The organism is Nitrobacter sp. TKz-YC01 (assembly GCF_047824785.1).
Taxonomy (GTDB): domain Bacteria; phylum Pseudomonadota; class Alphaproteobacteria; order Rhizobiales; family Xanthobacteraceae; genus Nitrobacter.
Genome location: NZ_CP181167.1, coordinates 2,868,879 through 2,884,173 on the forward strand (window position 1 = coordinate 2,868,879; position 15,295 = coordinate 2,884,173).

Annotated in this window: 6 protein-coding genes and 1 tRNA gene; 5 read left to right on the plus strand and 2 right to left on the minus strand. The window is 61.6% G+C overall.

All coding sequences use genetic code 11. From position 1 onward, the window contains the following. Positions 1–24 precede the first annotated feature (24 nt). Positions 25–1,833: a hypothetical protein gene (locus ACMYR2_RS13755; RefSeq protein WP_416193133.1), complete on the minus strand. Its 1,809-nt coding sequence runs from the start codon at positions 1,831–1,833 to the stop codon at positions 25–27. Positions 1,834–2,105: 272 nt separating this feature from the next. Here ACMYR2_RS13755 and ACMYR2_RS13760 point away from each other — a divergent pair, with 272 nt between their 5' ends. The 4 genes from ACMYR2_RS13760 to ACMYR2_RS13775 all read left to right on the plus strand — a co-directional run bounded on the left by ACMYR2_RS13760 (position 2,106) and on the right by ACMYR2_RS13775 (position 12,679). Further along, positions 2,106–9,020, plus strand: a complete 6,915-nt coding sequence (locus ACMYR2_RS13760) for a hypothetical protein (RefSeq protein WP_416193134.1) — start codon at positions 2,106–2,108, stop codon at positions 9,018–9,020. Next, positions 8,996–10,825 carry a hypothetical protein gene (locus tag ACMYR2_RS13765; protein WP_416193135.1) on the plus strand — a complete coding sequence of 610 codons (1,830 nt, stop codon included), beginning with the start codon at positions 8,996–8,998 and terminating at the stop codon, positions 10,823–10,825. Before ACMYR2_RS13760 ends, ACMYR2_RS13765 begins: the two co-directional genes overlap by 25 nt. Further along, on the plus strand, positions 10,822–11,418 hold the full coding sequence (locus tag ACMYR2_RS13770; protein WP_416193136.1) for an SCO family protein: 597 nt from the start codon (positions 10,822–10,824) through the stop codon (positions 11,416–11,418). Before ACMYR2_RS13765 ends, ACMYR2_RS13770 begins: the two co-directional genes overlap by 4 nt. A gap of 85 nt (positions 11,419–11,503) precedes the next feature. Further along, positions 11,504–12,679: a c-type cytochrome gene (locus ACMYR2_RS13775; RefSeq protein WP_416193137.1), complete on the plus strand. Its 1,176-nt coding sequence runs from the start codon at positions 11,504–11,506 to the stop codon at positions 12,677–12,679. Positions 12,680–12,952: 273 nt separating this feature from the next. On the opposite strand, the gene ACMYR2_RS13780 is transcribed toward ACMYR2_RS13775, so the two are convergent. Continuing rightward, positions 12,953–13,040: transfer RNA gene (locus ACMYR2_RS13780), tRNA-Lys, on the minus strand. Between the two features lie 1,258 nt (positions 13,041–14,298). Here ACMYR2_RS13780 and ACMYR2_RS13785 point away from each other — a divergent pair. Beyond that, positions 14,299–14,796 (plus strand): hypothetical protein, encoded by a 498-nt coding sequence (locus tag ACMYR2_RS13785; RefSeq protein ID WP_416193138.1) that lies wholly within the window; start codon positions 14,299–14,301, stop codon positions 14,794–14,796. The last annotated feature ends 499 nt before the right edge of the window (positions 14,797–15,295 follow it).

Genomic DNA, 15,295 nt, shown 5'->3' on the forward strand with positions numbered 1-15,295 from the left:
TGATTTATGGGTTCACGGCCTAGATCAGCGAAGCACAAGTTCATCTCGTCGCAACCGCACCCCCATCGGAAGGTCGCGCGTCTCGATCTGTGAAAGATGCGCTACAGCCTTGCTCTTCCGAGGAGAGTATTTTTTGATTCGGGATGCTGGCGCAAAGGACGACAGCCAACCCATTGCCGATATATACTTCAGATAGGACAGGCTGGTGTTGCGTTGATCGACGGAGAGCGCTCGGGCGGTTTCGTCGACGAGGCGCTGCCAGCTATCGAGCGCCAACAAAGGCTGCCGGCAATAGATTGCGCGCATCAGTTGGGGATCGTCCCACATCGAGATAGCAAAGATCTCCTCCGCGCGACTGGGATGAAGAACACGCAGGTAATGCGGCGGCGATGTGAGAGACGCGCCTGGTATGCCGGTGAACGTCGCGTCGATCTGGTAGCGCCCGGGCTCATCAAAGATCGCTCCGTCGGCATCGAACGAAACGAAAACCCCGTCGAAACTAAGCGTCTGCTTATGCCGCAGCGTGACGGTCGGCATTCGCTGGCATAACGCAGCAGGTGATCGGATGCGCCGAACTTTTCCGTGCGGCGAGCGAACCTGGATAGACAGAAGGCCGTCGCTCGGGTCCAGCGCCTTCGCCACGGCAACATGCTTGCGGCCGTTATTGATAATCGACGCTTTCAGAAAGATCGGCTCGCCAAATGCATAAACCGGCTTAAGCGGCGTGATTTCGAATGCAGCCTGCGTCGGCTGGATGTGAGGGGTCTCGTTACAGATATTACGTAACGCTGGAAATCCACCGCCTGACAGAAAGTCGCTATCGCGTTGCGCGTAATCGTACTGGCCCGGAGCGATGTCGCAAAAGGGAGCATAGCGCAGAAAGGCAAGCTCGCGCGTATCAAAGTGGCCCTGGAATCGGGTCCAGAATTCATCAGCGCCGATGCTCGTTCGTTCCGGATAGTTCATCCAAGTCAAAGCCTCCGACCGGCCATCTTCGAAGGCGTGAGGAAGGTTCAGCGCGTGCCCAATCTCATGCACCATGGTGAATGACACCTCGCGCCGCCAGTCGGGGCTGTTTGCAGGCTCGCAGCCCTTGATCGTGGTGCTGTTGAGGAAAATCGCAACGCCCTGACGTGATGGCCTCATGCCGGGCTCGACGTCATACATAATGCCCGTGACGTCATCGCCGTTGCGGCCATCGAAGCGGTTCGCGAACAGCACATGCAGCCGCCATTGCTGTTTACCTTGCAGCGCAGGCTTGCTCAAATCCTGCATCAAGGCATGTAGCTCTGCCATCGTATGGCGTTTCCGCCCCGATGTGTCCGGCCGGAAGGGTGATGGATGAACGGTCGCAGCAATCGACGCCCGCCTCAGTGCAGCGACGAGGTCCTGACCGTTCTGATCCCCGTCGAGTAGTGTGGCGTCAGGCTCGGGAAGTCCCGACAGTCCGTCGACATCGATCCGCAATGTGCGTAGTTCAGGTCCGGCCCAATCGAGATCGGCGGTGACTTCGCCCTCGCCCATATCCAGCGTCAGGGATATCGATGTGCTTCTATTGGCCGCTTGCCGGTTTGGCGATACCGCGATCGAGCTTCCGTTCTGATGAAGTGCTTGGCCTGAGAAGAATGAAACCATTCCGCTTAAGCGACCATCGGTGCTTTCGGTCAATGCACTCGCACGGCCGACAAAAGAGAGAACATGCTGGAAGCCGGCGAACACATCGCCGCTCAAGTTTTCGAGCCTACCATCATTGTTTCGTCCGATTCGGGCTTCGACCGAAAGAGCGTTGGATTGGAAGGTCCCGATGTAGCGCCCTTCTACAACCCCCGTCATTGAACTTCCCTTCTCAGACTTCGTCCCTGTCGTGCGACTGTAAGCATCTAAATATTATCTCTAAAAGGATGTACCGAACCTAAAACTCTTTAGGCTCACTAATCATAGTTGAGGTGGCTTCTTGTCAAATCCACGCGCCTAAATTATCGTCCTGATTGTTTAACGGCTGCGCCTACCTCATTAGAGAGGGTTGAATGTTTATCTGGAACCATACCGCCGAAACGGTTACCGGTTTGACGTCCAGCCGAGAACGGAAACATAGACAGTTTGCATTGACCCTCGTTGCTTGCGCGACACTGCTGATGCCGAGCGCAGGAGTAAGTCACGCCCTCACCGCGGACTCGCCTCGCATCGTCCACGCTGACGTCGTCGCGCTCGATCATCTACTCGTCTACAATCGCTTCGGATCTTTCAATCCATTCGGCATGATCTATGCGTTGCGCCGCGACGTGACATCGGCCGGCGACGCTGAACGCCCGACGGCGGATCGCTGCGCCGAGCAGATCGGCGCCGAGGCCGGAAGCGGCAGGCTCGAACCGGGCGAGGTTCGCTTGCGAGATTGCAAGCGACCGCGGCCGCTGGTGCTCCGCGCCAATGCCGGCGACATTCTCGAGATCACTTTCACCAATCTTCTGAGGAAGGATCAGCCCGGCATTAGCGGAAGTTTCTCCGAAGAAAAAAAGACCGGCACCGGCTTTTGTGAGGAGCCGCGGTCGAATGATGGTTCAGCCATTGCACCTATTCGGCGGGACGTTAGGACGGCGTTCGGCGAGGAGCAGTGCCGCAAGACTACGGAAAACGAAAAGCCAGATGCCGAAGCGGCTCCGCAGCCCGGAACGGACTGGCCTCTCACGCGCGGCCTTTCATTCGTCATTCCCGGCGTCGAGCCGATCCCGGTCAGCAACGGAAAAACATTTAATATTCATGGCGCCTGCACCGGACTGGACGCGATCAAGCCAGGCCAGACTGTGACCTGCCGCTGGCAGTTGCTTCGCGAGGGGACGCATCTGTTCTCCAGCCTTGCTGCGCCGGCCGGAGGCGAAGGCGACGCCGGTTCTCTCGGGCATGGCCTATTCGGCGCATTGATCGTCGAGCCGGCGGGAAGCCGCGCCTTCCGTAGCCAGGTTAACCGTACCGCCTTCGAGCGGGCTTGGCCGAGTCGGCACGACGCAGTCCGTCATGCCAGAAGCGACGCCATCGATTTCAATTTGACCGTTCCAGATTCGGAAACACCCGGCCGTGTCGCTGCGCCGCTCAACAATGCGGTATTTTCCTGCGCGAACGGCGTTACTGTCCCGGTTCTTGCGATCCGACGGCCGTGTGACGCTCGAAACGGTTCGATCGTCGAAGAGATCGTTCATGGTGACCTCAATGCCATCGTCGTACCGCCAGCAACCGAGCTGGCAGCGATCGAACCGACGACGTCGGAGAGCGATCGACGCAAATGGCGTCAAGCTCATGAAGCGCAGACGCCGTTCCGCGAGTTCACTATTATTTTTCACGACGAGCTGAAGACCTTCTACGCCGACGAACTCAAACAGCTCGGCGCTTTCGGACAACTTTCCGGTGTGCGCGACGGATTCGGCATCAACTACGGTGCCAGCGGCCTCGGCTCCGCCCTGCTGTCCAACCGGCTTGGCATCGGCCCTGCCGCCAACTGTCCCGAATGTATGTATGAGGAATTTTTCCTGGAGAGCTGGGCCAACGGGGACCCGGCGCTGCTCGAAGTTTTTCCGGACGATCCCTCCAATGTCTATCACTCCTATCTCAACGATAAGGTTGTTTTTCGGAATTTCCATGCAGGCAAGGAAACGCACGTCTTCCACCTGCACAGTCATCAATGGTTTGCCGGCAACGACGCCGGTCGTGGCGCCTATCTCGACAGTCAGACTATCGGACCGCAGCAGGGGTTCAGCTACCGCATCTATCACGGCGGTCTGGAACGCTTCGCTATAGACCGTCCGGGTACCGCGGCTCCGAAGGGATGGTGGGATTCGCTCGGCTCCGGTAATCGCAACCGTACGCCCGGCGACGCCATCTTCCATTGCCATCTCTATCCGCATTTCGCGCAAGGTATGTGGTCGCTTTGGCGGGTTCACGATGTTCTGGAAGACGGAACGCGGGTTCTTCCCGATGGACAGCGGGAGGCGCGACTGTCGGTGCTCCCTGATTCCCAGAAGGGCAGGATGCGGCCGGGCAGCGTTGGCGGTGCCGGCGAATGGCTCGATCCCGCTACGGTTGCGGACGGCAAGACGTCGAGCCTCGGCACGCCGATTCCGGGCTTGATTCCGCTGCCCGGTCAAGGCCTGCCGCTGCTGCCCACCTATTCCGACGCTTCCGCCGCACTACTCGATGCGGTTCAACCGATCAAAACTGATTCGATGCCCGGCTATCCGTTCTATGTAGCGGGAAAACCCGGGCATCGTTCGCCGCAGCCACCGCTCGACATGGCGCGCGCCGAAAAGCACGAGCCAGCCGGCATCGGCGATGCACAGATCGCGGCACTTGAGGGACGTTCTCATTTCGACGGCGGACTGCCACGTCACGTCGTGACCGGTGGCGCTGCGATTCCGACGGTACTGAAGGATCTCAGCCCGGCGCAGCGCGCCGAGGTCGTCGCCAAAAAGGGTATGCTGGCACGGATGCTGGCGCTCGGTGACATGACATCCGAATATGAGCACCTCAATCTCGAGCTGCTACCCCAACAGGGGACTGTTCTGGAGCGCAACGCCATGGCGTTCCACGGCACCGGCAGCGGCGTTCAGGTTTTCGACGCGACTGGCCGCGAACCCGCGCAACGTACGGTGACTCTAGTGGGCGATCCGGCGGCCCCTGCTCCAGCATCGATCGATACCCGCCTCGATCCAGACAGCGGAGGCTACCCAGTTAAAGCAATTTCGCTCGACAGCGTTCGGGCGGGGCCGTCCGGTGGCGCGGCGAGCCTCGTCGATGACGCCCGCTTTGCAGTAAACGGATCGCCGGGTGCGCCGGGCGCGCCGTTTGCCGATCCCTGTTCCGCGCCGCTCCTGTTCTCTCGCGAAGGCGGACCACAGCTGCGCAGATTCGATGCTTTCCGCAGCGCCTGGCGGCAGGCATCCGAACCTTTCCGCTTCCAGCCCGATGGGTTTGGCACGCCGAGCATTATGACTCCCGATCCGGCGTTGATCGGCTTCCGGCGATTCGACGTGTCGGCGGTCGAGCTCAAGTTGATCGTCAACCGGGCCGGCTGGCACGATCCGCAGGCGCGGATCAATGTGCTGTCAGCGATCGCCGACGATTACAAGGGCAGATGGCGGTCCGATGCCGAGCCGTTCTTCTTCCGCGCGTTCTCGGGGGAATGCATAGAGTTTCATCATACTAACGAGACGCCGAAGAAGCTGAAGCTCGACGATTTTCAGACTGCGGTACCGACCGACACTATCGGCCAGCACATTCATCTGGTGAAGTTCGACGTGACGTCCTCGGACGGCAGCGGCAACGGCTTCAATTACGAGGACGGCACATTCGCTCCAGACGAGGTACTGGAGCGCATCTGCAAATCGCGCGCGGCAGCGGGCGGCTCGGTAGCGTCGCGCCCCGGCGAGATGGTTTCTGAAACCATCGCCGCGCGCACTGATCAGGAATGCGCGCCGGAGTTCATCGAAAAGGTCCCAACCCTTCCGCGACTTGCCGGAAACAATATCAAGTATTTCCAGACGACGATCCAGCGCTGGTTCGCCGACCCGATCCTGTCCGACAACGGCGAGAACGGGCTCGCTGGCGTCACCGACCGCACGATGCGAACGGTGTTCACCCATGATCACTTCGCCCCCTCCAACATTCAGCAGCACGGGTTTTATTCAGCGTTACTGATTGAGCCCGCGACACATGCAGTGTGCCCACTGGCCGAAGCCAATTCGACGATCCATGAGGGCAAGAATTGCCAGCGTGGCCCAGCCGCCGAGGCGCAGCCGGCGTTCCCCTACAAGCTTTCACAGGCCGCTCCGCGCGATCTTGTCGGTGTGCGTGCCAACGTATTCCTGCCGCGGCCTGACACGACCCCCGACGGCGTGTCGGGCGATCCCGTCCACATCGACGCCCGCGAATATGCGATCGCCATCGCCGATTTCGCGCTTCTCTACGACGGCAGCAAAAAAGCCGGATCCCCGGTGAAGGGTGAGGAGTCCAACGGCATCGACCGACTGATCCTCGAGGCGACGACCAACAATGCGCCGCCGAACGCCGAAGACGAGGTGGAAGAAACCGCGCCAGCCAAGTTCCTGCGCGAACATCAATTGGTGCCGACAAGCGGCGATGTCGAAAAACTGAGGATGCGACTGGATGACGTGCGGACAGCCTATGGAAAGCCCGTGGCGCCGCCGCCACGCCCTGAAGCGATCTCACAGAGGCATCACGACCCCTACCTCATCAATTATCGCAACGAGCCGGTGCCGCTCCGCATCGGAGCCACCTCGAACGGTGAGCCGCCGTCATTCCTCAGCAATCCCTGCCGCATGCCAGGACCGCAAAGCGCATCGTTCGCCGCCAGTGAGTCTGGCGATAGCGTCGTCCGCCAGCGACCGCTGAATGACAAGGGCGATCTCTCCCAACTATTCCTGTCACCCGTTCACGGCGATCCCTGCACGCCGATTCTCGAAGGCCTGACCGGCGACCGCATCGTGGCGCGCATGATCCAAGGAGCCCAAGAAGTCCAGCATACCTTTGTCGTCGAAGGCCGCCCCGGCCGACGAAATGTCGATCAATCGTTTCCCAGCGAACGCCCGCTGGGCGCCGATGCGCAAGGGAGCCTGGTGTCGCGGGCGGCGCGCTGTGCTTCAAGCGGCGTCGCGCGCTGGGGTCGACCGCGTGACTTCCCAAAATGGGCGACGATCGGTCTTACCGATCCAACGTGGACCGATCTCGATCGGCTGGTGGCCGGTTGCGACAATCCGCTTGGCTTCGTCGCCGCGCAAGAGATCGGCATTTCCGAACATTTCGAAGTCGGCTCGCTGTTTGCAACCGGAGGGATAGCCTTGGCACCGTTGCGGACCCGCGAGCCGAGCAGGAGCCCGGTGCCTGTAAGCGCGCGGCAGACTGATGGCCGTGGCCGTCCGTCGCTCGATTATCTCTATCATTTCGGTTCGACTGATGCGCTCTGGAATGGAGCGTGGGGCTTGGTGCGAAGCTATGAGAGCAGCTCCGCGCCGGATCTGAGCGCCTGCCTCAGCAAGGCACCATCATCATCCGATTTCGCTGCCTGTCTGGCCGGCCAGGGGCAACATCCGATCGGTGACCGTATCGAAACCTTCGCCGCGCTGCGTCAACGTGTCAGTGGCGCGACCTCGGCGGCCCAACCGGGCCAGCAGGATGTCGTCGAGGCGTTGCCTCCGACCGCGTCGCGCTTGAGAAGCTGGTGTCCTGCCGGCGCGCCCAAGGTGGAGGCGATCGCCGTCGCGGTGCGCGCCAGCAAGGTGCTGGACAAGTCCACCATTAAATTACCGGGAACGGTCGTCGACAAAGCGGGGCTGTTCGACCGCGACGGCCTACTGCTCGTACCGCTCGAGCCCCGCGACCTCGGCCTGTCCAAGCCGCTGATGGCTTACGAGAGCGACAGCGCCTTGCCAAAGTCGATCGCGCAGATCCAGGCCATCGCCGCAGCCAAGCTCAAGAAGGCCGGCGACGTGACCGGATCGCCCTTCGTGCTGCGCATTAGGGCCGGCGACTGTCTCGACCTGATGGTGATCAACGGCCTGCCGAGACAAGGCGAACCATGGGACGCGCACGGCGACGCGCCGATGCCGAAAATCGTGCCGCTTAACGTCGATGGCGATGAGCGCCAGTATGGCGGCTCGAAAACTTTCGAGGAGTGGGCGAAACATTCGCCGCATCTCCGCGCGCAAGTCTCGCCGTCGCGTAGGGTTGTCCTGTCGCTGCCATTGCCAAGCCCGATGCTGAAGCCCGGCGGAACGATGCCGGTTGGCGTCAACGACATCGAGGCGATTGCGCCCCAGGGAGCCGGATCGCCGGTGTTCCGCGTGACGCGGCACTACGGCGGCTTCCTCTGGCCGAAAGATACCGTGATCAATGATCTGGCACGAAAGGACGCGTTCTGGGCTTCCATCAAAGAGCGGGTGGGCGCTCATATTCCGTCTCGACTGACGTTCCAGTTGCTCAGCGAGACGCCCTGTGGAGTCGAGCGGCAGATCGTGGTCTACGGCGTCAATCTGTGCATCGACGCGCGCGATCAAAACGACGACTCCGTAACTATTCCGCAAAACAAACAGGACGCGGTTCGCCAGATCGCGCAGGAGGGCGCTGACCTTTACTTCGCACGCGACGAAATCAAGAAGGAGGCGATACGCGCGATCCCCTATGCCTTCGGGACGCTTCCGATCCGGTCCATTGGGGATGTGATCGCGCACGGGTCGCAGGGTCTGACCGGCACACTCATCGTCGAGCCTACCGCTGTCGGCAGTGACGGCGCTCCGATCGGCGAGTCGCCCGCGCGCGATTTCGCCTATCGTCACGCTGCGACCGTCGCCATCGCTGCACCCGCGATCGAACTGCAGGGGCAGCAAGCTGCGATTCCGGCTGGATCATTCCGCGAACACGTCCTGTTGTGGCAGGACGGTCTCAATCATTGGCGGCGGACCTCCAATTCCGGCTATCTCGGCATAAGCGGGCGCCCAGTGCCGGATTGCCGCATTTGCGATGACTCTTATGACCTTGGGGAAAAAGGCGTCAGCAATCGCTCCGCACCTTTCAACCTACGCGTTGCCGGTCGCAATGGCGTTCGCGCCGACTTCGGTCTCCGCACCTATCCTCGCGACGAGGATGACCTCAACACCGTGCGTTTCCCCCCGGATTTCTTTGCCGGACCAATTCCCACTCCCCGGCTTGACGCAAAGCCTGGCGACGAGATCGCGATCCGTGTCGCCCATCCCGAGGGACGCGCGCGGCAGCGTGCATTCCTGTCGATGACGACCGGCTATGACGATCTGTTCCCCGGCTTCGGCTCCGGCCATTCGACGTTGCTCGCGCCCGGCAAGGCGATGACGGCGTGGGGCTGCGCGCCGCGCACCGCGGGCGACTACCTGTGGCGTGACGGTCCGCAGCCGATCTTCGCAGCAGGCGTGTGGGGGCATCTGCGCGTCAGCGACAGCGGAGCCGGAGGAGCGACTTCGTGCAACCTGCCCCGCATCGACTGAGCAGCGCGTTCTCCTGCGCTCTCGCGGCCTTCATGCTGGCGGCTGCGCCGCAGGCAATGGCGCAAGGCGTTTTCGCCAGCGGCGAGAGCGGCGTTGCCGTGACGGCGAGCCTCGTCGATCATGAAGGACGAAAAGTCGAGCGGGTCCGAGCAAACGAAGACTTTCGCATCGTCCTTAGTTTCACCGACGCGCTGCGAAAAACCCCGGCGGCAAATCTAAAACCCGCGGCATGGATACGCCGCGTGGCACCGGGAAGCCCGAGTTGCGCCAACGCCACCTGGATCGCGCGCGCCACCGGCGCGATCTCGGCTGACGACATTCCACTGGAGCGGTCGTATCTGGTCTCGGTCGGCGGAGACGATCCTGAACGCGATCGGTTGCGCGTCGTCGATCTCGATCATCGATTGAAAAGCGCGGACCAACTCAGCGTCACCCCTCTCGGCGGCCGGGCCGAGAGCTTCATCGTTCATCCGGTGCTGCCACGCGCGTTCATCGCCCGCCCGGACGCAGGCGACGTGTTGGCAGTTGACCTCCCGTGGGGCGGCGTCAGCCGCTTCGCGCAAGGATTGACGCAGCCCACGATGATCGCACCGCTCGGCGGCCACCTCGCCGTGGCTGATAGTGATGGCGGTGGCCGGGTGATCACATTCGACGCCGCCGGCACGCAAGTCGCGGCCTATTCGCTCGCGTCCGACATCATCTCCCTCGTCCGGCCGAATAACGACAGCATCGCGGCCGCCGCCAAAGACGGATCCGCGGTCGTGATCGCGGCCGGTGACGCGACGCCACGCCGTCTCGCCCCGGGAAGCCTCAACGGGCCGGTGGCAGCCGGTGGCGGCGTGATCGCATCCGCAGGGCCGCAACAGGACGTGCTGCTGCGCTGGCTTGATGATCTCGACCGAACCGTTCCGGTGCCGGTTGGTGTGAAAATCGACGGCCTGTTCGTTCGCGACGACGGTCGTTATCTCATTGCCTGGTCGGCGCAGGAGCCCAAAGCAGTCATCGTTGACGTAGCGCGAGCGCGAGTCGCCGGCATCTTTCGAACGGACGGCATCGTCGATGAGGCTGCGGCCGCCGGCTCCGCGATCTTCCTCACCCATCGCACATCGCCGACGGTGACGGTGATCGATCTGGCGCCCCTGTCCTCGCCGGATGCGGCACCGGTCGAACGCCGCGTTCGGCTTCCGCTGCCTGACACCGCGCTACTGAAGCACGGTCGCGGCCGCATCGCGGTGTCGCCTGAGACGGCCAGCATGCTGACCGTGCGGCCCGGCTCCAGCGTCGCATATGCGATCGCGGCGGGCGGCGGCCTGAGTGATGCACCGATGGCGGCCTTGACGATCCGGGGCGACAAGCCGCGCATGATCGCGCGCTTCGACCGACGGATGGTCGAAACATCGACCGGCCGTTTCGAGACCAATCTTCGTCTCGCGAAAGGCGGGTCGTTTGAAGTCGTTAGTACCACGGGTGCGGGCGGCACGACGATGTGCGCCGGGTTCTTCGTCGACGGCCCCGGAGCCGATGAGCCCCCGCCCGCCGCATTGCGCGTGGTAGGCCCGCCGCCAGCGGCGAAGGTCCCCGGCACGCTGGCGTTGGCGCTTGACAATTGGACTCACCGGCCGGAATCACTGATGATCCGCGTCGACGATCTCGCATTCGGATGGTCTACACGCGTTGCGGCGAAGCCGGACAAGGATTCTTCCGTAGTGCTTCCCCTCACCTTTCCGCGCGAGGGCCGCTATGCCGTGTCGGTCGAAGCCGCCGATGGGCGGATCGCACCCGCGGTCGTGGACGTGAAGCCATGACGCCGCGCCGCTCGCTGCGGACAGCCGCAGTCACCGCGGCATTCGGCATGGCCGCCAGTGTTCTTGCGCCCGTGCCCGCGCTGCGGCCAACGCTTGCCAAGGACCTCACAGTCGAAACCCAGCCGCGTAGCGTGCACCTCGTCGATCGGCGGCTCGTCACCGCGCAAGGGGTAGAGGTGAATTTCGTGAGCGATCTGATCGCGAAACAGCCGATCCTTTTGTCGTTCACCTTCACGGGCTGCGTTCAATTATGCCCTCCAAGCGACGTCATCATGGATGTCGTCGCACAACGCATGGAGAAAGATGGCCTTCAGCGTTTGAAGCTCGTCACGCTCACTCTCGATCCCCTCACCGATACGCCCGAGCACCTTCGCCGCGAACGCGCCGACCAAATGCACCGCGACCGCATCTTCCTGTCAGGCGATCCGACCAATGTCTGGTCGGTGCTCGAGGGGCTCAGAGTGCAGCCGGGGCCAAACCAGGATCATGACATTCAGTTCCTGCTGATCGGAACGGGCGGACGCGATGTCAGAACGGTTGCCGGCCTGCCGGAGCCCGAGGATCTCATTGCAGCGCTTTCGAGCCTTCAGTAGTCGCCTCGCGCTGGCGATCGCCCTGTGGTCGTGCGCGCCGGCCGCATGGGCCGACGATGCCGGCCGAGCACTCTATCACGGCGATGTGGCAGATCCGCCGCCCGCACGGATCGCCGGCGTGGAGCGGCCCGGCCTCACCTGCGCCGGATGCCACGGACGCGACGCCGCAGGCGGCGGCGAAGGCCGCTCACGTGTTCCACCGATCGACGGCACGACACTCGCCTCCCCGTCACCAAAGCGTCCCGCCTACGACGCTACGAATTTCCGGACCGCAGTGTCGCAGGGCCGCGCAAGCGATGGACGAACGTTGTCGTTGGCGATGCCACGCTTCGATCTCTCACCGTCTCAATCCGATTCGCTATGGGAATATCTTGCTCAGATTGCCGAAGAGGATCGACGTGGCGTATCGGCGGATCAAGTCCGCATTCTCGTCCCAGCCATGACCGAAAATCTCGCAGATGCCGAGCGCCTGCGCGACGAACTTGAGCGGCAATGGGCTGCTCGCGGGACATCCTCGATCCATGGGCGACGAGTTGTCTTCACCGTGGCGTCTCTCGAGACGCCCACGTCGAACGACACCAAGCTTTCGAAAGACTTCTTTCTTGCTATGGGTCCGGATCTCGATGTCGGCGGGCACGTTCTCGAGAAGCTGCAGCGGTCCGGGTTACCGATCCTTGGTCCGCGAGGCGATCTCCCAGCCAAAACACCCAAGAATATCATTTCCGTTCGCGCAGGCCGAGATCAGGTCATAGGCGCCCTACTCCGTCTGGCTAGCCCGACAACGACTGTGGTGATGGATAGTATGTCTCGAGACGAAAGCGCGCTGCCGTCCGAAGCGATCAGCCCTCAAGATTCGATACCACCGAATTCAACCCGCCTCGTGCTCGCAGTTGACACGGCGCAAACGCGCTCGTTCGTGAGGGCGAACCAGTCCGCCCTGAAAGGGCGGACTGTCATCATCCCCCTCGATAGAATGTCCGAGTATCCCGACCTGATCGAAGACTTGTTACATCAGGGTACCGACGTGATCGTGGCAAGGCCCGCCGGAGACTGGTCCGATCCCATCGCCTATGCCGCGCCTCTTATCTCAGTGTTGGACGCAGCCCTTGTCACAGTCGGCCGTCCACTGACACGCACGCAATTCCTCGATGCCGTTAAGAACGTCCATGTTCGATGCGCCGATTGGCCAGACCTCGACTACAGACGGTTTCCAAAAAACGGAACCGAACGTGTCGAATTTGTTCGAGTTAAGTCACGATGATTTTCGACACATCGAGGCTCCGGTCTATCGCATGCGCTCCCAACCAGCCTAGCCCATGGCTTGCGGAAACGGGTAGTACCCCACCCAGTCAGCGAACCGGTCTTTGCCGCTCGGCCAGGAACGGGAATTTTCGATGCAGAGACGAGGCGCCCTTTGGCGATATTTCTGGGACCAGAGACGCGCGCAGAGACCAGACGCATCGCCAAAACCCCGCATTTTGCGCGACAAATTGGCGGATACGCTTCCGAGTCCAATTCCTACGAACTGGGTGGTGGGCGATGTAGGGCTCGAACCTACGACCCGCTGATTAAGAGTCAGCTAAAACATAAGTTGAATCAAGGCACATTCCAACATTTTCGCCTTTTGATCACTCATTGAGCCAAAAGGAGAATTCTAAAATGTCGGAACGATTTTTCGAGCCCGCGCGCGATCGCGACCGATTGCCAGAAGACTGGGTTTTGACCGGTCCCGATTGTGTTTCGGCGGGGCGGTTGGGCGCTTATCGACGCCGGATTCACTGATACTACCTCAACCAAATCAAGATTTTAGACCTGCCCGGGCAGATCCAGAGGTCGAAGTTCGATCAGCATTGGTGCGCTCGACCTCCGACAATTAGCGTCAGGCTGCTTAGTCACAATCTCAGAACGAACCCCCGCGATACGACACCCTAGCGAATTAGCGTGCGCAGCGGCCTCGAAGAAAGCTTTTCAGTATGAACTTACTGCTGCACCTCCATCTCCACACCGTGACCGGCGCCGGTGGGAAATGTTGTACCACGTCGGGAATTACTCGATCGATGGCCATCAACGGCAGGCGATGGTCTAGATGGCGCGGTCCTGTTTGGAGTGCACCCGACCCGTTCGCCAGAACGTTCACAACGGGCGAAACGATTTGCGCTCGCCGGAGGGCTTTACCACCGGCTGATGCGACGCTGGCCGACTAACTCATGACCGCAGCAAGAGACATCGTCGCCATGCTTATCGCCGGCGGCATGGACGCGGTGGAGGCAGCCGAATTGATGGCGCGCGCCGTGGTCGAGATGACCGCGACGAGGCCATCCAAGGGCGCGCTCCGGACCCGTGCATGGCGTGGTCGTAAGGCGTCACAAAGCGTCACATGTAATGTTGCGAAAGCCACGCATCCGCCGAACGGTGAAAACGTCTCGGAGCGTCACAAACCGTCACAAAGCGTCACCGGTGACAAAGTGCCTCTCTCTCAAAGAAATAATACTTCGGAATCTAACCAAGAGAGAGGCGCACGTAAGCGCGGAACGCGTCTCGGTGATGCCTGGGAGCCGACCGATCAAGACTGGCAGGCGGCGGTAGTTCGGTTCGGTGAAGCCGGCGCGAGGACGATCCTGGCCAAGTTTCGGGATCATTGGAAAGCTGAGCCCGGCGCGCGCGCCGTCAAGCTCGATTGGGATGCGACGTTCCGCAACTGGTGTCGGAACGAGATCAATTTTTCAAACCGAGGAGAGGGAAATGGCAAACGATCTTCGGCCGGTCACACCGGCCATAACGCAATCCTTGCCGCGGCATCTCGCAAAGCTCGCGAGCTCGTTGGGGACAGTGAAATGGCCAGGTCAGCCTATGAGGCACCACCTGCCCGGCGGATGGGAGTTGAGCGAGGCGCAACGGAGCGAGGCGAAGGTACTCCTGGGGGAATTGGAGGCGGCCATCAATGGGACCTACCTCGGACCGCAGAATGCCGCGAAAGCCCGTTTGACGCTGCTGACCAAAATGCTACTGAGCTATCCAGTCCCCGGTGATGCATCGGAAGCTGCGGCAGCTGCCCGGCTCGATTTGTACGATGACGCGCTGTCGGATATGCCCCCTTGGGCACTCGATGCTGCGCTGAAACGGTGGAGCCGAGGCGAGTGCGGTCATCTCGGCATGGGCACGCTCAACTATACCTTCGCGCCGGCGCCGGCCATTCTTCGGCGGCTGTGTCTGAATGAGATTGAACCGCTCCAAGACCAGGTTCGAAAGCTCACACGCCTGCTGGCTGCCGTGTCTATCGATCGCGCGATGGACCCCACGCCGATCCAGGCGCGGCCTGATCTTTCTATTGTCGACCATACAGGCCGCCGGCTCGCTGTCGGCTTGAAGCGCATCTAGCGTCGCCGCCCCCAAACCTCGTTAAAAGGATTACCTAATGAGCGCCAGCCCAGCCTTGCGCAAAGTCGAAAAGTTGGGCGTTGCCAACGTCAACGCACCTAAGGATCATCGACTATTCGTCAAGGAGGCGCCGAAGCCTCTGACCGAACCCATCCAGCGGACCTGCCTTCGAACACCAATCCACTTATCCGGCCAGCGGATGCTATGCGTTGGCTACCGGACGCTCGGCTTGCAATCGGGATGAGTAGGTTGCCAGAGGGACCAGCTGACGTCGGCTATCTACCGCGTAATGCCGCCCAAATTTACGTCCGCGCCCGGAAATCTCTTGGCCGCAATGGTCAACCCGCCGTGCCCATGGCGGTGCCACTCTGTCGCCGCTGCAGCGGCAGCGCGCCGTCTTTGCTTCGGATGCGGAGCTCTGTTGGGGTTACGCTGCTCCCGTGCCGCTGGCAGAGCGTACGACCTCTGTGATTTACGGCTCAGCGTGATGGTTGCATTC

Coding starts and splice junctions, on each gene's coding strand:
- ACMYR2_RS13755 (WP_416193133.1), bottom strand. CDS start 1,833: ATGACGGGGGTTGTAGAAGGGCGCTACATCGGGACCTTCCAATCCAAC.
- ACMYR2_RS13770 (WP_416193136.1), top strand. CDS start 10,822: ATGACGCCGCGCCGCTCGCTGCGGACAGCCGCAGTCACCGCGGCATTC.